At 61.7% G+C, this 15,853-nt stretch carries 17 protein-coding genes and 1 pseudogene; 9 read left to right on the top strand and 9 right to left on the bottom strand.

Annotated features, from left to right (window positions below):
- Positions 1-30 precede the first annotated feature (30 nt).
- Together QA644_RS03900 and QA644_RS03905 are read right to left on the bottom strand one after the other, a co-directional pair.
- Positions 31-273 (bottom strand): hypothetical protein, encoded by a 243-nt coding sequence (locus QA644_RS03900; protein WP_283071170.1) that lies wholly within the window; start codon positions 271-273, stop codon positions 31-33.
- A 9-nt stretch (positions 274-282) separates the two neighbouring features.
- On the bottom strand, positions 283-1,239 hold the full coding sequence (locus QA644_RS03905; RefSeq protein ID WP_239594948.1) for a homocysteine S-methyltransferase family protein: 957 nt from the start codon (positions 1,237-1,239) through the stop codon (positions 283-285).
- 209 nt (positions 1,240-1,448) lie between these two features.
- On the opposite strand from QA644_RS03905, the gene QA644_RS03910 reads away from it, so the two are divergent.
- Entirely contained in the window at positions 1,449-2,078 is a 630-nt protein-coding gene (locus QA644_RS03910; protein WP_283071171.1) for a TetR/AcrR family transcriptional regulator, read from the top strand.
- Positions 2,079-2,470: 392 nt separating this feature from the next.
- Here QA644_RS03910 and QA644_RS03915 read toward each other — a convergent pair whose 3' ends face one another.
- Positions 2,471-2,995, bottom strand: coding sequence for a DUF1697 domain-containing protein (locus tag QA644_RS03915; protein ID WP_074070207.1), 525 nt, complete (start codon positions 2,993-2,995; stop codon positions 2,471-2,473).
- A gap of 206 nt (positions 2,996-3,201) precedes the next feature.
- Positions 3,202-5,310, bottom strand: a complete 2,109-nt coding sequence (locus tag QA644_RS03920) for a S9 family peptidase (RefSeq protein ID WP_283071173.1) — start codon at positions 5,308-5,310, stop codon at positions 3,202-3,204.
- Positions 5,311-5,556: 246 nt separating this feature from the next.
- Between QA644_RS03920 and QA644_RS03925 the strand changes: the two genes are divergently transcribed.
- Positions 5,557-5,946: a DUF930 domain-containing protein gene (locus QA644_RS03925; RefSeq protein WP_283071175.1), complete on the top strand. Its 390-nt coding sequence runs from the start codon at positions 5,557-5,559 to the stop codon at positions 5,944-5,946.
- A 143-nt stretch (positions 5,947-6,089) separates the two neighbouring features.
- Here QA644_RS03925 and QA644_RS03930 read toward each other — a convergent pair whose 3' ends face one another.
- Complete coding sequence (locus tag QA644_RS03930; protein WP_239594945.1) at positions 6,090-7,256, bottom strand: AI-2E family transporter; 1,167 nt, start codon at positions 7,254-7,256, stop codon at positions 6,090-6,092.
- Between the two features lie 245 nt (positions 7,257-7,501).
- Between QA644_RS03930 and QA644_RS03935 the strand changes: the two genes are divergently transcribed.
- Positions 7,502-8,662 (top strand): IS110 family transposase, encoded by a 1,161-nt coding sequence (locus QA644_RS03935; protein WP_283070672.1) that lies wholly within the window; start codon positions 7,502-7,504, stop codon positions 8,660-8,662.
- 41 nt (positions 8,663-8,703) lie between these two features.
- On the opposite strand, the gene QA644_RS03940 is transcribed toward QA644_RS03935, so the two are convergent.
- Entirely contained in the window at positions 8,704-8,877 is a 174-nt protein-coding gene (locus QA644_RS03940; protein WP_157213370.1) for a hypothetical protein, read from the bottom strand.
- A gap of 90 nt (positions 8,878-8,967) precedes the next feature.
- Between QA644_RS03940 and QA644_RS03945 the strand changes: the two genes are divergently transcribed.
- A complete protein-coding gene (locus QA644_RS03945) occupies positions 8,968-10,029 on the top strand; it encodes a class I SAM-dependent methyltransferase (protein ID WP_194729243.1) in 1,062 nt (353 codons plus the stop codon).
- A 32-nt stretch (positions 10,030-10,061) separates the two neighbouring features.
- On the opposite strand, the gene QA644_RS03950 is transcribed toward QA644_RS03945, so the two are convergent.
- On the bottom strand, positions 10,062-10,922 hold the full coding sequence (locus tag QA644_RS03950; RefSeq protein ID WP_283071177.1) for a VOC family protein: 861 nt from the start codon (positions 10,920-10,922) through the stop codon (positions 10,062-10,064).
- Between the two features lie 275 nt (positions 10,923-11,197).
- On the opposite strand from QA644_RS03950, the gene QA644_RS03955 reads away from it, so the two are divergent.
- From QA644_RS03955 to QA644_RS03965, 3 genes are all read left to right on the top strand, one after another.
- Positions 11,198-11,608, top strand: coding sequence for a universal stress protein (locus tag QA644_RS03955; RefSeq protein WP_074067048.1), 411 nt, complete (start codon positions 11,198-11,200; stop codon positions 11,606-11,608).
- Positions 11,609-11,715: 107 nt separating this feature from the next.
- Positions 11,716-12,384: a hemolysin III family protein gene (locus QA644_RS03960; RefSeq protein ID WP_074067049.1), complete on the top strand. Its 669-nt coding sequence runs from the start codon at positions 11,716-11,718 to the stop codon at positions 12,382-12,384.
- Positions 12,385-12,471: 87 nt separating this feature from the next.
- Positions 12,472-12,978 carry a GNAT family N-acetyltransferase gene (locus QA644_RS03965; RefSeq protein WP_283071181.1) on the top strand — a complete coding sequence of 169 codons (507 nt, stop codon included), beginning with the start codon at positions 12,472-12,474 and terminating at the stop codon, positions 12,976-12,978.
- Between the two features lie 168 nt (positions 12,979-13,146).
- Here QA644_RS03965 and msrB read toward each other — a convergent pair whose 3' ends face one another.
- Both msrB and tnpA read right to left on the bottom strand, forming a co-directional pair.
- Entirely contained in the window at positions 13,147-13,557 is a 411-nt protein-coding gene (msrB, locus tag QA644_RS03970) for a peptide-methionine (R)-S-oxide reductase MsrB (protein ID WP_074067051.1), read from the bottom strand.
- A gap of 210 nt (positions 13,558-13,767) precedes the next feature.
- A pseudogene (gene tnpA / locus QA644_RS03975) lies at positions 13,768-14,121 on the bottom strand (IS200/IS605 family transposase); the annotation flags it as partial.
- Between the two features lie 66 nt (positions 14,122-14,187).
- Between tnpA and QA644_RS03980 the strand changes: the two are divergent.
- Together QA644_RS03980 and QA644_RS03985 are read left to right on the top strand one after the other, a co-directional pair.
- Entirely contained in the window at positions 14,188-15,432 is a 1,245-nt protein-coding gene (locus QA644_RS03980) for a transposase (protein ID WP_283071183.1), read from the top strand.
- A gap of 187 nt (positions 15,433-15,619) precedes the next feature.
- Positions 15,620-15,823, top strand: coding sequence for a hypothetical protein (locus tag QA644_RS03985; RefSeq protein ID WP_283072462.1), 204 nt, complete (start codon positions 15,620-15,622; stop codon positions 15,821-15,823).
- Positions 15,824-15,853: the final 30 nt, after the last annotated feature.

The following is a 15,853-nucleotide window of genomic DNA, read 5'->3' on the forward strand; positions in this document are numbered from 1 at the left end:
CACGGCAGCGGACACATCTGCCGCCATCGGTCACTGAGCATGCACCGGTCGTGGTTTGTCGGTTCCGGTTGGCTGATCGGCGACATGCGCATGATACCCGTTCGGACCGATGCCGATGTCCCGCAACAGGTGACCGTCGAGGCCCTCAAAGGGTATCAGCCCAGCATCGAACAGCTCGAAAACTTCGTGCTGATGCTTGTGTTTGTGGCTGAAAGCATAGCGCACTGCTTGTTGGATCAGGTGGCTCGGCCGCCATTGTTGGATCGTAACCATCATTACACCTCATGCACTCACTGCCTGCGGCGGTAGGCAGGCTTCGCAGATTGCCGTGACATGCCGGTGATCGGTGCCGCAGCAGCCGCCCAGCACGCGCAGCTGCGGCATGCTGGACAATAGCCTCCGGTAGCGGTTGCCGAAATCGATCGGATCGCCGGCGTCCAGCGTCTCGCTATCGTCGAGCTCGGCATGGCTCATCATCGAGGCATTGGCGCGGATGCCGCAAATACGCTTCACCCAGCCGCTATCATCATCGAGTGCGGCCTCGAAATGCGTCGGGTGCGCGCAGTTGATCATGTAATAGGCTGGCGCGCCGCCGGTCGCCGTATCCGTCGTTTCGATCGCATCCTGGATGCTGCGCCCGGTCACGAGCCTGCCGTCCGTTTCCACGGTAAAGGAGATCGCCGACGGCATGCCATGGGCCTTGGCGGCGCGGGCAACCCCGATCGCCTCGTCGATATTGGTGAGCGTGAAGGCCGTCACCATGTCCGCCTCCGTCCCGGCGAAAGCTGCGATCTGCTCGCCGTGGTAGTCCTCGGCTTCCGAAGCGTTCATCGCGCCCGCTTTGTAGCCGTCGCCGCGCGGGCCGATTGCGCCGCTGATGACGATCGGCATCTGCGGCCGCTCGTATTCGCCCCTCAGCCCGGCGAGCAATTCGACGGCATCCTCGTTTGCAGCCTTCAGCGCTTGCGGCGAATAGCCAAGCTTGTTGCCCCAGTCGGCGTTGGCGCGCCAGGTCGCCGTGTCGAGCACGAAGCCGGTGCCGTGCTGCCGCGCGATATCGAGATAGCGCCGGTAGTATTCCTTCAGCTTTCGCCGTCCTTCCGGCGAGGCGAGAAGGACGAAGGAAGCGAAATGCGGAAGCTCCATGCCCTCGTGGAAGATCAGCGTGGTTTCCATGCCGCCGTCGGTGATGAATGTGCCGCCGCTTAACTGCGGCAGTCTGTCTCTGTATCTGCTCATCGGTAGCTCCGCCCCTCGTTTGACCGGTCGGATCGATCGGCCATGTGAGATTTCTCCCCCTTTAGAGCCTGCTAAACTAGCCAGCTTGCGGTATACTAGGGGCGATTTCCAAAGTTGCCGTTTGAAATCAATCGGTTGGGAGGATGAGGCGGCATGGGTGATGCGTTGGGCCGCGATGAAAAACTGTACCGGCGGTACAGGAGGGGCTGATGCGCAAGGGCGAGGAAACGAGAACCCGCATTCTCGATGTGGCGGAGGCGGCCGTACTCCAGAAGGGTTTCGGCGGCACCTCCATCGAGGAGCTGATTGCCGAGACCGGCATCACCAAGAGCGGATTTTTCTATCATTTCAAGGATAAGAACGAACTCGCGAAAGCACTGCTCAACCGCTACATCGAAAACGACGAGCGGATCTACGACGAGATCTTCGGCCGCGCCCGCGACCTAGTGGACGATCCGCTGCAATCCTTCCTGCTCGGCCTCAAGCTTTTGTCCGAACTGCTCTCCGATCTGCCGAACGGCCATCCCGGCTGCCTCGTCGCCACCGTCTGCTACTACGAACGGCTCTTCGACCGCGAGATACGGGAGACGAACAGGAACGCGGTACTGGCCTGGCGCCACCGCTTCCGCGGCATGTTCGAAGAGATCATGGCCGTCTACACGCCGCGCGAGCCGGTGCCTATCGACCACCTCGCCGACATGGTCTCCTCCGTCCTGGAAGGCGGCATCGTGCTGTCGAGGGCCCTCAAGGAACCGAACATGCTTGCCGAGCAGATCCTGATGCTCAGGACCTTCGTCAAGCTGCTGTTCCAGCCTTCCGTGGAGGTCTCGAGGGCGTAGGCTTAGCGCGAGAGGCGGCGGATGCGGCCATGGCGTGGGACTATGCGGCGCAGAAAGTCTCGGCGTCTCCACTTTCTCCCTCATCTGTGTGCTTGTCACAGAGATCCAGGCACGGCGCTTCCGCGCCGTGAATGACGTCTTGTTTGAATGTGTGTCTCCCGCGCTGAAGGACTTGGGCGCGCTGGATTCCTGTGACAGGCAGAGGAATGAGGAGAGTATGGGATGGGCGCTGGTGGCAAAAGGCACGCATTCAGCGGATCCATGCCGCCAAGGCTGCGGCCCTGCGGCTTCGCCCTCGGGCACCTCAGGATGAGGGCTGTGCCGCGGGCGCCAGCGATCAGCCCTTATGCAAGACCGCAGGGCGCAGCCTCGAAAGACGAGGGCGGTGCGTCTTACCCGCTCTCCTCCATCGCCGCCGCCATCTCGGCGAGCTTACGCACGGTGTTGAGGTTGCGCGACGTTCCTGCCTTCAGCGCCGGAAGCTTGAGCTTCGATTTTCCGGAGCCGATCGGATAATGCACGTAGATCTCGCGCCCGGCGACCTTCGCCTCCTCGCCGTCCGGCGCCACCATATTGTCAAGGGCACCCTTGGGGGCAGCCTCGGGCAGGAAGGTCACCAGCAGGAAATTCGGCTTGGCATCGGGAAAGGGCGCCTCGTCGACGATCTTCTGCAGTTCCTTGCGGCTGCGGATCATCACGCCCGGCTTCTTGCCGAATTTCTGGGCCAGGGCCTCGTCCAGCCGCCTCTCGACCGTCGCCTCGGTCTCGTCCGAGCGGAAAAGCACATTGCCGCTCTGGATGTAGGTCTCGACGTTCGTAAAGCTCAGCCGCTCGCAGATCGCCTTGAGCTCCGCCATCGGCAGAGCGCCCGTTCCGCCGACATTCACAGCTCGAAGCAGCGCGACATAGACCGGTATGGGTTTGCTCCTTTCACGATTCTGGTATCCGGGACAGGCGCCAACCCCAGCGACGCTCATTCCTGTGCTCGTCACAGGCGTCCAGCGCACCCAAGTCCTTGGGCGCAGGAACTCCATGAGAATAGTTCACTGCGCGGACGCGCCGCCGCTGGGTTCCTGTCACAAGGACAGGAATGAGGAAAGCCAATTCCCGTGCCGTCTCCCGCTCACACCTTCCCAACCACCTTGATTGCAAATGCATACTCAAACGCGATCTCCTCCAGCCGCTGGAAGCGGCCGGCGGCGCCGCCGTGGCCGGCGTCCATGTTGGTCTTGAGCAGGATCGGCGCTGCGCTTGTGGTCTTGTCACGGAGCTTGGCGACCCACTTTGCCGGCTCCCAATAGGTGACGCGCGGGTCGGTCAGGCCGCCGAGCGCCAGGATCGGCGGATAGGCCTTCTCGCTGATGTTGTCGTAGGGCGAATAGGACGCGATCTGCTCATAATCCTCGCGGCTCTCGATCGGGTTGCCCCATTCCGGCCATTCCGGCGGCGTCAGCGGCAGGCTGTCGTCGAGCATGGTGTTCAGCACATCGACGAAAGGAACGGCAGCGATGATGCCTGCGAACTTCTCCGGCGCCATGTTGGCGACGGCGCCCATCAGCATGCCGCCTGCCGATCCGCCCTCGGCGACGATCTTCGCGTAGGACGTGAACTTCTGTTGATTCAGATAGTCAGCGGCGGCGATGAAGTCCTTGAACGTATTGGTCTTGAAGGCCATCTTGCCGTTCTCGTACCAGGCAAAGCCCTTGTCCTTGCCGCCGCGGATATGGGCGATGGCATAGACGAAACCGCGGTCGGCGAGCGACAGGCAGTTGGTGTTGAAACCGGCCGGAATGCTGATGCCGTAGGCGCCGTAGCCATAGAGCAGACAGGGCGCCGAGCCGTCGAGCGGCGTATCCTTGCGGTAGAGCAGGGTGACCGGCACCTGCTCACCGTCCCATGCCGGCGCGAAGACGCGCCGCGTGACGTAGTCGTCCGGATTGTGGCCCGAGGGCACCTCCTGTGTCTTCAACAGCGTCCGCTCGCGCGTCGTCATGTTGTAGTCGTAGAGCTGCGAGGGCGTCGTCATCGACGAATAGGAGAAGCGGATGACGTCGGTGTCGTATTCCGCAGCGCCTTGCAACCCGAGCGAATAGGCTTCCTCGGCAAAGGCGATCGCATGTTCCTCGCCGGTCTTGCGATCGCGGATGATAATCTGCGGCAGACCGTCCTTGCGCTCCAGCCACAGCAGGTGGCGGGCATAGGCCATGTGGTTGATGATCAGCGTTCCGGGCTTGTGCGGTACGACCTCGCGCCAGCTCTCCTTGGCGGGATTGTCAACCGGCGCTTCCATGATCTTGAAATCCTTGGCGCCGCCGTCATTGGTGAGGATGTAGAAGACGTCGCCGCCTTCCGTCAGCGTATATTCGATGCCTTCCTGGCGCTTGGCGACGAGCTTCGGCTCGGCCGTCAGATCCTTGGTCGAGACCAGCCGGTATTCGCTGGTCTCATGGTCGTGAATGTCGATGAAGATGAAATCGTCGAGCAGCGAGCCGCCGACGCTCATGAAGAAGCCGGCATCCTTTTCCTCGTAGACGAGCCGGTCCTCGCTCGGCGACGTGCCGATGATGTGGTGGAACACCTTGGAGGGGCGGTGGTTCTCGTCGAGCGCCGAATAGAAGAAGCTCTTGCCGTCCGGCGCCCAGACCCCGCCGCCGCCGGTGTTCTCGATCACGTCGGGCATGTCTTCTCCGGTCGCAAGATCGCGCACCCTCAGCGTGAAGAATTCCGATCCCCTGTCGTCATAGCCCCAGATGGCGCGGCTGTGATCGGTCGAGTGGTCGAGGCCGGCGAGCCGAAAATAGGATCTGCCGACCGCCTCTTTGTCGCCGTTGAGCAGAACGGTGCGGATCGTCTCGTCCTTGACGTCGCCGTCGCGCGGGATCCGGAAATAGCGCGGCTGCTCGCCGCCGGTCACGAAGAAGGTGCCATAAGCGTGAGCGCCGTCCTTCATCGGCACCGAGCTGTCGTCCTCCTTGATGCGGCCGCGCATCTCGGCAAAAAGCGTCTTCTGCAGCGGCTTGGTATCTTCCGTTGCCGCGTTCATATAGGTGTTTTCCGCCTCCAGGTGCCTGCGGATTTCGGGGTCGAGGATCGACGGATCCTTGAACATCGCCTGCCAGTTATCGGCGCGCAGCCAGGCATAATCGTCCGACCGGGTAATGCCGTGGCGGGTATCGGAAACGGGCTTCTTGGCGGCTGAGGGCGGGGTCGGCAGGTTCTTGAAAACAGACAAGGAAGGCTCCGGATCGGAATTGCGGGGTGGAGAAGAGATAGAGGTGGAGGCGGGCTGGATCAAGCGCCAAGGCAGGCGCGAGAACCCCTGCGGCAAATCGGAGCCTTCCTCACGTTGCCTTGATGTCACCACATTGTTTAACAAAGTCCGCTACCGTCGCGCGGAATTTACGCTTCGTTTTGGCTTAGGCTGAGGGCCATAGACCGGGCGGATTCTGCCATGAGCATAAAGAGGAATTTGCCCGTAATGCCGAAATGTCTGGTCCTGTCCGTGTGTCTCGTCAGCTTTGCCTCCTGCGCCTTCGCCGTCGATCCCGCCATCAAGAAGCAGCTGGAAAAACTCGATCCCGCCACCCGCCTCGAACAGAGCTGCGACACCGAAGCGATGAGCCGCATCAACAAGGACAAGACCGGCTTCAATCCGGACAAGGTGATCGCCTACACCTTCAAGGACCCGATCCCCAGCGACGACAAGCTCGAAGCCCCCGGCGCCGTCTTCCGCAGCCAGGGCAACTGGTACCACCTCTCCTACACCTGCATCACCGGCCCCCAGCACATCAACGTGCGCGAACTGCAATACGAGATCGGCGAGAAAGTGCCGCGGGAAAAGTGGAGCACATATTATTTGTATGATTGAGATGTGGCGCGGCCCTTGCCGCGGTCTTCGGCCCCTTGCTTTCTCATTCCTGTGCCAGGCACAGGAATGAGGGCGCAAGGAAGGCTCCCGATGCTGAAAGGATATTGGGAGGATGAGGCTTTGAGCGGCCAGCCTCACCCTCATCACTTCGGCAATTGCGGCAGCACTTTCTCCTCGATGAAGAGTTCATCGACGATCGTCATGACGATCAGCGAGAGCGGCAGAGCGAGCATGGCGCCGACGGCACCCCACATCCATGTCCAGAAGATGATGGCGACGAAGACGATGAAGGGATTGATTTCCAGCCGACGGCCCATGACGGCGGGGAACACCAGATTTTCCATGACGAGGTGCACGATGAAGAAGGCGGCCGCCGGCAGGAGGCCGATGATGATGCCGTTATGGGTGAGGATGCCCGCGACCGCGATGGAAAACGTCATCATGGTGATGCCGAGATAGGGAATGAAGCTCGAAAGGAAGGCGAAGAAGCCCCAGAGCGCCGGCGCTGAGAGCCCGCCCGCCCAGGCAATCATCGCCATGACGACGCCGAGCGTCGCATAGATGACCGAGGCGGTTGCGAAATAAAAGCCCAGCACCCGCTCGACGGAGCTGATGACGCGGATGGCCGTGAGCCGCTGCTGGCGGGTGCGGAAGGTCAGGATGATCGTCTTGCGCAGGTTGACGCGCCCGGAGAGGAAAAGCAGCAGGGCGGCAAAGAAAATCAGCGCCTGCACGAGCGCCGGCGTCAGGTTTGTCGTCACCACATGCAGCACGTTTCCGGTGTTTTCGAGCAGCGCATTGATCGAGATCGGCCCGCTCTGGAGGCTTGCGGGGGTAATGCGCAGCCAGCGTATCTGCTCCAGATAGGGCATGATCCGGTTGATCGTCCTTTCGATGAACGCCGGAGCTTCGTTGGTCAGCGTCGTCAAAGGCCCGGAAAGCGAGCTGACGACGAAGAAGATGACCAGCGCAACGGCGCTTGAAAGGATGATGGCAACGGTGACGCGCGGCACGCCGAGCTTGCTCAATTTTTCCGCCGCCATGCCGAGGATCATGCCTACCACTACGGCGAGCGTGATGGGGATCAGGATCAGCGACATCTGGTAGAGGACGGCAAGGCCAAGGATCGCGAAAATCCCGATCATCGCCCAGGCCATGCTGACGTCGAGCGCATCCTTCTGGACGCGGTGCGCCGGCGCCTGCGGCATCTCTTCCGTGGCGGTGGTCAGCGTGTCTTCCCATGCGCTCGTCCGCCGCTCTCCGATTGCGATCTTCTTTGCTTGTTTCCGGATGCCGTTGGCGAAGCCCATCTATGGAATGTCCCCGAAAGCCTCATTGGCTCGAAACGGAAACGCACGGAATGCGTGTTGGTTCCCGGCAGGCTGGCGTGCCGACGGATACTCAGTTTGGGCAAATTGACAATCGCGCGGCCTACTCGGAATAGTTTTGCGGGCTGGTCTTTCCTCGGTGGAAATGGAGATCCCATGGGTGCATGACGGCCGACGTTTTTGCAGAATGAGTGGCCGTAACTTAACGCACTTATTGTGAGGCCCCGATGTTTAAGACCGAAAAAGCCGCGATCGCCATTCACACGAATCTTGGTGCAATCTTCGTTTCACTGGAGCTGAGTCGTTCGACCTGGCTGATCACGTCGCTGTCGCCGGGGAACGGTGAGAGGATGTCGAAACACTCTTTGAGGGCAGGAGACGTCGCCGGATTGTTTGGTCTGCTTTCGAAGTTGCGGGAGAGATGCCGGGCAAAAACCAGGAATGACTATCCTATCGTCACCATTCAGGAAGCCGGGCTCGACGGCTTCTGGATCCATCGCGTGCTTGAGAAGGCGGGGATCGAAAGTCATGTTGTGGATGCAGCGTCGATCGCGACATCACGCCGCCACCGGCGGGTGAAGACGGATCGTATCGATGGCGAGGCGCTGCTTCGGGTCCTGATGGCGTATAAGAGAGGAGAGCCCCGCGTGTGCTCGATGGCACGGGCACCATCGCCTGACGAGGAAGACCGGCGACGGATTGGCCGGGAGCGCAAGGCGCTAACAGCCGAGCGGGTCGCCCATGTCAATCGCATAAAGGGGCTGCTGTTCTCGCAAGGCATCACCAACTATGAGCCAATGAATACGGATCGGCGGCAACAGTTGGAAGACTTGCAGACTGGCGACGGGCGTGCCTTGCCGACGCATATGAGAGCGCAGATTGGTCGGGAACTGGATCGGCTGGAACTTCTGCTCGAACAGATCAGGACAGTCGAGGACGAGCGCGACGCGCTCATCGCTGCGCAGACCGCGGAGACGATGCCCTCGCCGGTCACGATGCTACTTGAGATCAAGGGGATCGGCACTGAGTTTGCAAACATCCTGTGGGTGGAAGGGCTGTTCCGGCATTTTGACAACCGCCGTCAGGTCGCCGCCTATGCTGGACTGGCTCCGACACCTTGGCAAAGCGGAGCCATTGATCGGGAACAGGGCGTTTCAAAAGCGGGCAATCCGAGGCTGCGGGTGACATTGATACAGCTGTCATGGCTGTGGTTACGACATCAGCCGAACTCTGTGCTGAGCCAATGGTTCAATGCACGCGTCCACCGCAACGGTGGACGTATGAAGAAGTCGACCATTGTCGCGTTAGCCCGCAAGCTGCTGGTGGCAATCTGGAAATACGTCGCCTCGGGTGTCGTCATCGAAGGGGCAATCATGAAGAGGGCTTGATTGTCACCACAATCACCCGTTCCGAAATCTACCAGGATCTCTCAATCCTGGCGGATCCGGGTCGACGAACCGAATGTCACCGTGGCGAAATGCCGGTAATGGAGAATGGTCTCGTCGTCCTGAGCCCTACCCGCCGCAAGCGGGATCTTGGTACGGCCGCGACAGCGCCGACCGAATGTGAGGTTGATCAGGCTCGGCAAAACGAGCTGTGTCATGCAGTCGGGCTTGGAACCTGGAGCCGATACCGTGAAAAGGAGTGATTTCTTATGACCGACTTGACGCAGACTTTCCCATGTGAGGGTGACATGCGCGAACCCGATATGCAGAAACTCGATAAGCTGGTCGAACGGCTGGTCGGCGATGTCGGAGCTGCGGTCTCCGGCGCGCTCGTCGTGCTCGGCGATGATCTCGGTCTGTTCAAGGCTCTGGCGGACGGCGAGCCGCGGGATGTGGCGCGGCTTGCGAAGGAGACCGGGCTGAAGGAGCGCTATCTCCGCGAATGGCTCTCGGCGATGGCGGCGGCCGATTACATAACCTATGACGACGGGACGGACCGCTTCCATCTCACGCCCGAGCAGGCGATGGTGTTTGCACAAGAAGACAGCCCCGCCTTCTTCGCCGGCGCCTTTCAGGTGACGCAGTCCATGTGGATGGACGAGCCGAAGATCGCCGAAGCCTTCCGCAGCGGACGGGGCGTCGGCTGGCACGAACATAGTGTCTGCCTCTTCCGCGGCACCGAACGCTTCTTCCGGCCCGGCTACAACACGCATCTGGTTTCAAGCTGGATACCGGCGCTGAATGGCGTTGAGGCAAAGCTCAAGGCTGGTGCCAAGGTCGCGGATGTCGGCTGCGGCCATGGTGCGTCGACAATCCTGATGGCGCAGGCCTATCCCGCCTCGCGATTCTTCGGCTTCGATTATCATGCTCCCTCGATCGAGAAAGCCAGGGCCGCGGCTGAGGAGGCAGGCGTCGGCGACCGCGTCACCTTCCGGCAGGCCACTGCGGCCGAATTCCCCCCGCAGGGATATGACATGGTCGCAATGTTCGATTGTCTGCACGACATGGGAGATCCGGTCGGTGCCGGCCGTCATGTCAAGGAAACGCTGGGCCCCGGCGGCACCTGGCTGATCGTCGAGCCATTTGCCCACGACAATCTGAAGGACAACCTCAATCCGGTGGGACGCGTCTATTACGGCGCTTCGACGATGATTTGCACCCCGGCGTCGCTGTCGCAGGAGGTCGGCCTCGGCCTTGGCGCCCAGGCGGGCGAGATGAGGCTCAGGAAAGTGGCGCTCGACGCCGGCTTCTCGCATTTCCGCCGGGCGACGGAAACGCCGTTCAACATGGTGTTCGAGGCGCGGGCGTAGCGGCTCGAAGGAATGGGGGACGGACCGTTGCCTCAAGCCGAAAGCGTCAGCCCGATGCCCCACGGATCCATGAGGAACACGCCGCCGTCGCGCTTTGCGCTGTCGATCTCCAGCCGGTCGAGTGCCGCCACCGCATTGTCGAGCGCCGCCTTGTCGTTGAAGCGCAGCGTGTAGTCGGAAAGGCCGGTCATACCGTCGGCGCGAGTGCCGGCGCCGCGGCTGTTCCAGATGTTGGCGGCGATGTGATGGTGGTAGCCGCCAGTTGCAAAGAAGCTCGCGCCGGGATAGCGCGCCATCAGCTTCAGGCCGAGGACGTCGCGATAGAAGGCATCGGCTTGCGGAATGTCACCGACCTGCAGATGGATATGCCCGATCGCCGTGCCGTCGGCCATGCCGCCCCAGGCATCCTCGGGCGCACTGTCGTAGAGCGCCTGCAGATCGAGGCGGATCGTTGCCATTTCGACCTGGCCGTCCTGGTGGAATTTCCAGGCTTCGTGCGCCCGGTCGGCGTAAATCTCGATGCCATTGCCTTCGGGATCGGAGAGATAGATGGCTTCGCTGACGAGATGATCGGAGGCGCCGTCGAGCACGACATCGTTATGGGCCGCATGGCGCAGCCAGCGGGCAAGTTCCGTGCGGTTCGGCATCAGGAAGGCGGTGTGAAAGAGGCCGGCCGCATTGCGCGGCGCGATCTGCGCCTTGCTGTCCGTCGTCAGCGTCAGCAGCGGCAGCCCGTTCACGCCGAGCACCTCGCCGCTCGGCGCCTTCTCGATCACCTCGAGGCCGAGCATCGACTGATAGAAGCTCGAGACCAGCGGCAGGTCGGTGACGACCAGATGCGACTGGCCGACATAGGCAGGCCGCGTCAGCGCATAAGAGGTTTCGGTCGTCATATGTCTATCTCCTGCCATGGAAGGGAAAGGCGCACCGGCGGCGGCAGCGAAAGCGCTGCCCGTAGCAAGCTCGAGGAATGTTCGCCGGTCCATTTCGCCTTCAAGTCCTCTCGAGCCGCTGTACTTGTAGTTTATATGGCGGATTCCGATTGTTCACAGAAGATCAGTTTTTGAGGATAAAGCGTTGAGCGAATGTTGACGATCGCTTGTGCCCACTTGAACCTGTCCATCGCGCGTTATCTTCTTTTGTAGGTAAGCCCGATGTGGAGGAAACCATGTACAAGAAGATCATCGTCCCTATCGAGATGGGTACGGTCGAGAGGGGGGAAAGGGCATTCCGCAAGGCTGCGACGCTGCTTGATGCCGGCGGGGAGATCATCCTGCTCAATGTCGTGCAGGACGTGCCGACCTATATCGCCGTCGACCTACCGGCTGAACTGATCGACAATGCGATCGATGATGGACGCGCGCAGCTGGAGCAGCTGCGGCTGAAGACCGGAATTGCGGCGAAGGTGGAGATCGGCCGCGGCCCGCCGGCGCACGGCATACTCGCCGCCGCCGAGGCGCACCACGCCGACCTCATCATCATCGCCTCGCATGTTCCGGATTTCTCGAACTATTTCATCGGTGCGACCGCTGACCGGGTGGTACGCCACGCCAAATGCTCGGTGCTGGTGGATCGGTAAGGATTAAAGCGTTTCATGAAGTTTTACCGCGCGCGGTGCTGCCGGCTGTTGCGCCGCCGGCCGTTCAGTGAGAGCATCGGTAAGGGTCGAGGAATGGGTGCGCATTAATGGGCGAGTTCAACGGCATTCGCTGGGCTTACGACAGATATGAGCTGATCGCCGACGGCATCGTGCACGGCGTCGGCCTGGCGCTTGCGCTCATCGGTGCGACCGTGCTGATCTTCTATGCGACGGTTTGGAGCTCCTACGGCGAGATCGCGGCCGCCTGGATTTACGGCGTCGGCCTTGTGCTGACACTCGGCATTTCCTTTTCCTACAATGCCTGGCCGGTGTCGCCCACCAAATGGTACCTGCGCAGGCTCGATCATTCGGCGATCTTCATCCTGATCGCCGCGACCTATACGCCCTTCCTTGAACGCGGTGCCGACGACCCGCTGCTCTTCGCCATGCTGATTGCCATCTGGGCGATGGCGGCCGCCGGCATCTTCCTGAAATGCGCCTTTCCGGGGCGCTACGACAAGCTGACGATCCTGCTCTATCTCGCCATGGGCTGGAGCGGCATTCTGGTTGCCGGGCCGGTCGCCTCGCGCATTCCCTTCGCTTCGATGCTTTTGATCGTCATCGGCGGCATCATCTATTCGGCAGGTGTGATTTTCCACGTCTGGGAAAAGCTGCGCTTCCAGAACGCCATCTGGCATGGCTTCGTGGTTGCCGCCGCAGCGGTACATTATTCGGCGGTACTCACCTGCTTCAGCATGGGCGCTGCCAGGCTCTGATCGTTCTTTCTTCGCGCAAATTCGCGGTTTACATCGCCGAAGGCCAGGCGTATGCGCTTGGGCCGAACGAACCGGAATGGACATGACATGACCGACGCCGTCCTCGTGCGCGACGCCACCGAAGCCGATCTTGCGGCGATCCGCGACATCTACAACCACGCCGTCGAACACACGACGGCGATCTGGAACGAAACCCTTGTCGATCTCGAAAACCGCGCCGAATGGTTCCGGGCGCGCAAGGCGAGGGGCTTTCCGGTTCTGGTCGCGGAAAAGTCGGGGCAGGTCGCGGGCTACGCCACCTACGGCGACTGGCGGGCCTTCGACGGCTATCGCCATACGGCCGAGCACTCCGTCTATGTCGACAAGGACTGCCGCGGCGGCGGCATTGGCAAGCTTTTGATGCAGGCGCTTATCGAGAAGGCCAAAGAGAACGGCGTCCACGTCATGATCGCCGGCATCGAGTCGGAAAACGTCGCCTCGATCCGCCTGCACGAAAAGCTCGGCTTCCGCATCGCCGGCACCTTCTCCGAGGTCGGCACCAAGTTCGGCCGCTGGCTCGATCTCACCTGCATGGAACTTAAGCTTTCGAAGTGACCCCTCGTCGTTCAAGCGGGCATTCTTGGCACTTCAATCGCAGGCGAGGGAGCGGCAAACGAGGCATCGCTGTCTTGCGCTGCCCTCATCCCTGTGACGGGCACAGGCGGTCGATCGTTTCCCTTACCGGAAAATAGCTGGCGGTGGTGATGAGCGCCCGTGCGTTGCCTATTTCCCCGGCTCGAACACCATCGAATGTCCGTTGATGCAGTAGCGCAGGCCCGTCGGCGGCGGGCCATCGGGGAAGACGTGGCCGAGATGTGCATCGCATCTGCTGCAGCAGATCTCCGTACGGACCATGCCGTAGGAACTGTCGCGATGCTCTGTCACCGCATCCGGCGAGACCGGTTCGAAATAGCTCGGCCAGCCGCAGCCGGCATCGAATTTGGTATCGGAGCGGAAGAGCGGCGCGTTACAGCCGACGCAGCGGTAGAGGCCGGTCTCGAAGCTGTCCCAGTAGGGGCCGGTAAAGGCGCGTTCCGTGCCGTGCTGGCGCGTGATGCGATATTGCTCCGGCGTTAGCTGCTCTTTCCATTCTGCATCGGTCTTGCGGACTTTGGCGGTCGTGGTGTCGGACATCAGGCATGCTCCTTTCGCGCCGGAGGGGCGGTTCCGTCTTGGCCAGAATGTGGGGCGCAAGACAAGCGGGATCAAGACAGGACGGATTAGCCCGGCAATCATGTTCTATCGCGGGCCTTCGAAATATCTGCACAAGGCTCATCGTGAACCTCGTGGGATACCCCGGCGTTCAGGCCGGGGAGGAACGCGAGAGCGGCCTTGGGCCGCTTCCCGCTGGGATTTGACATATTCGGCGATCACCGAGAGCGGTGCGCCGCCACAGCTTTGCCGCAAAGGAGGACGGCGACCACAAAACGCCGTTGTGGTAGCGCCCGGTGATTTCCGGGCGGCTCTCGCGCAGACGTCGGCTGGATACGCCGTTGCGGCTGTTGACCAGCTTCGACAGGGCGATCTTCGGAGGGTAATGCACCCGCAGGTGAACATGATCGTCCTCGCCGTCGCTCGATCAATTCGGCCTCGAAGTCGCGACACAGCTTGGCGAAGATGCGCCGCAGGTTCGGATTGCCGGTTCTGACAGAACGTCATGGCGGTATTTCGTGACAAGACCAAATGACCATGGAGCATGTAGACGACATGCCTGCCGGTGCGATCCACGGTTGCGCTCCTTGGAGCAATTGATAGAATCGTAACATGATCCACCGCGCTTTCCGCTACAAGCTCGCTCCGACCGCCGAACAGGAAGTCCTGTTGCGGCAGTTCGCGGGTGTTGTGCGGCTGGTCTATAATCTGGCGCTGGAGCAGCGCAGGGACTGGTGGCGGCATTACCGGCGGCAGACCGGGAACCGCTTGAACGACATCGCCCAGGCGCGGGAATTGACCGCACTGCGGGCCGCGTTCGACTGGATTGCCGCCGTGCATGTGACGCCCCAGCAGCAGGCCCTGCGCGATCTGGATAAGGCGTATGCCAACGTCTTCGCCGGGCGCGCAGGATATCCCGCGCCCCGCAAGAAGGGCGTGAACGGCGCCTTCCGCTTTCAGCGGGAGATCGAGGTCAAGCGCCTGACCGGCAAGTGGTCCGCCGCGCGCCTTCCCAAGATCGGCTGGGTGAAGTTCCGCGACACGCGGCGGCTGCGTGGCAAGACCATGAATGTGACGGTGAGCCTGGCGGCGAACGGCTGGCACATCGCCTTCGCCTGCGAAATCGACCATGCCGTCCCGCAAAACGATTTGCCCGCCGTGGGGATCGACCGGGGCGTGGCGAACACGCTGACGCTTTCGACCGGGGAGCATTGGTGGATGCCTGCCGGCCTTGCGGAGATCGAGCGCAGGAAGCGCCGGGCCCAGCGCGTTCTGGCGCGGCGCAAGCGCGGGTCGAGTCGCCACGCCAAGGCCCGCCGCCGCGTTGCAGCCTTGCAGGCCCGTGCTGCCCGCATCCGGCAGGATTGGCGGCACAAGGCCAGTCTTGATATCGCCCGTCGCTTCGCAACGGTCGTGCTGGAAGACCTCGCCACGCGCAACATGACGCGCAGCGCCAGGGGAACCGTGGACGCGCCCGCAACCAACGTCTGCCAGAAGGCGGGCCTGAACCGGGCGATCCTCGAACAAGGCTGGCACGGCTTTGAAACCGTGTTGGCCTACAAGCTCGAAGAACGGGGCGGATACCTGTGCAAGGTCGATCCCCGCCACACCTCGCAGACCTGTTCGGCCTGCGCAGCCGTGGACAGGGAAAGCCGCGAAAGCCAAGCGTCTTTCCGCTGTTGCCAATGCGGCTTGCGCGCCCATGCCGACCACAATGCTGCAATCAACATCCTGCGTCGGAACACGGCGTCTATGATCGTGGAGGAAGGGCAGCGGCTCTCCGTTGAAGCGATAACGATCGGCGGAGCTTCGCGCCCCCTCGGAAATCCCCCGCTTTCAAGCGGGGGAAGATGTTAACCAGTGTGCATCCGCGATTTCGCGGAAAGGCTGCGGCGTAGCTGACGGCCCCTCGCGGAGAGGGCAGGGTAAGGGGCAATCGGCGAAATGCCCAGCCTATAGCTAATCCGAATTGATGGTTTGATCCCGACCGCGCCGTTAACGTACTCTTAGCCATGGCGGCTGATGCCAGGCGGGGGATATGGACGTGTTCATCGTTGTTCTGCCGTGGGCCTATTGCCTTGTGGCTGTGCTCTTTCTGACGATGACTTTGCTGGAAGGCTGGGCCAACCACGATGGTTGGACGTTGGCCCGCCTCGCAGGCGCGGTGGCATGCATTCTCTGGCCGCTGACCGTGATTGTCCTGCTGTTTCACATGTTTGCTTCTGCCGCTACGCTCCGCCAGGCCTGATCGGTCCCGCCTCCGATCATTCATCCAAAC

Origin of the sequence: Rhizobium sp. CC1099, from assembly GCF_029714385.1 — a bacterium.
In the GTDB taxonomy this organism is placed as follows: Bacteria; Pseudomonadota; Alphaproteobacteria; order Rhizobiales; family Rhizobiaceae; genus Rhizobium.

Bases quoted from the DNA above. Each gene is read 5' to 3' on its own strand.
- QA644_RS03900 (WP_283071170.1), bottom strand. From the start codon at position 273: ATGGTTACGATCCAACAATGGCGGCCGAGCCACCTGATCCAACAAGCA.
- QA644_RS03905 (WP_239594948.1), bottom strand. From the start codon at position 1,239: ATGAGCAGATACAGAGACAGACTGCCGCAGTTAAGCGGCGGCACATTC.
- QA644_RS03910 (WP_283071171.1), top strand. From the start codon at position 1,449: ATGCGCAAGGGCGAGGAAACGAGAACCCGCATTCTCGATGTGGCGGAG.
- QA644_RS03925 (WP_283071175.1), top strand. From the start codon at position 5,557: ATGCCGAAATGTCTGGTCCTGTCCGTGTGTCTCGTCAGCTTTGCCTCC.
- QA644_RS03930 (WP_239594945.1), bottom strand. From the start codon at position 7,256: ATGGGCTTCGCCAACGGCATCCGGAAACAAGCAAAGAAGATCGCAATC.
- QA644_RS03935 (WP_283070672.1), top strand. From the start codon at position 7,502: ATGTTTAAGACCGAAAAAGCCGCGATCGCCATTCACACGAATCTTGGT.
- QA644_RS03940 (WP_157213370.1), bottom strand. From the start codon at position 8,877: ATGACACAGCTCGTTTTGCCGAGCCTGATCAACCTCACATTCGGTCGG.
- QA644_RS03945 (WP_194729243.1), top strand. From the start codon at position 8,968: ATGCGCGAACCCGATATGCAGAAACTCGATAAGCTGGTCGAACGGCTG.
- QA644_RS03950 (WP_283071177.1), bottom strand. From the start codon at position 10,922: ATGACGACCGAAACCTCTTATGCGCTGACGCGGCCTGCCTATGTCGGC.
- QA644_RS03955 (WP_074067048.1), top strand. From the start codon at position 11,198: ATGTACAAGAAGATCATCGTCCCTATCGAGATGGGTACGGTCGAGAGG.
- QA644_RS03960 (WP_074067049.1), top strand. From the start codon at position 11,716: ATGGGCGAGTTCAACGGCATTCGCTGGGCTTACGACAGATATGAGCTG.
- QA644_RS03965 (WP_283071181.1), top strand. From the start codon at position 12,472: ATGACCGACGCCGTCCTCGTGCGCGACGCCACCGAAGCCGATCTTGCG.
- msrB (WP_074067051.1), bottom strand. From the start codon at position 13,557: ATGTCCGACACCACGACCGCCAAAGTCCGCAAGACCGATGCAGAATGG.
- QA644_RS03980 (WP_283071183.1), top strand. From the start codon at position 14,188: ATGATCCACCGCGCTTTCCGCTACAAGCTCGCTCCGACCGCCGAACAG.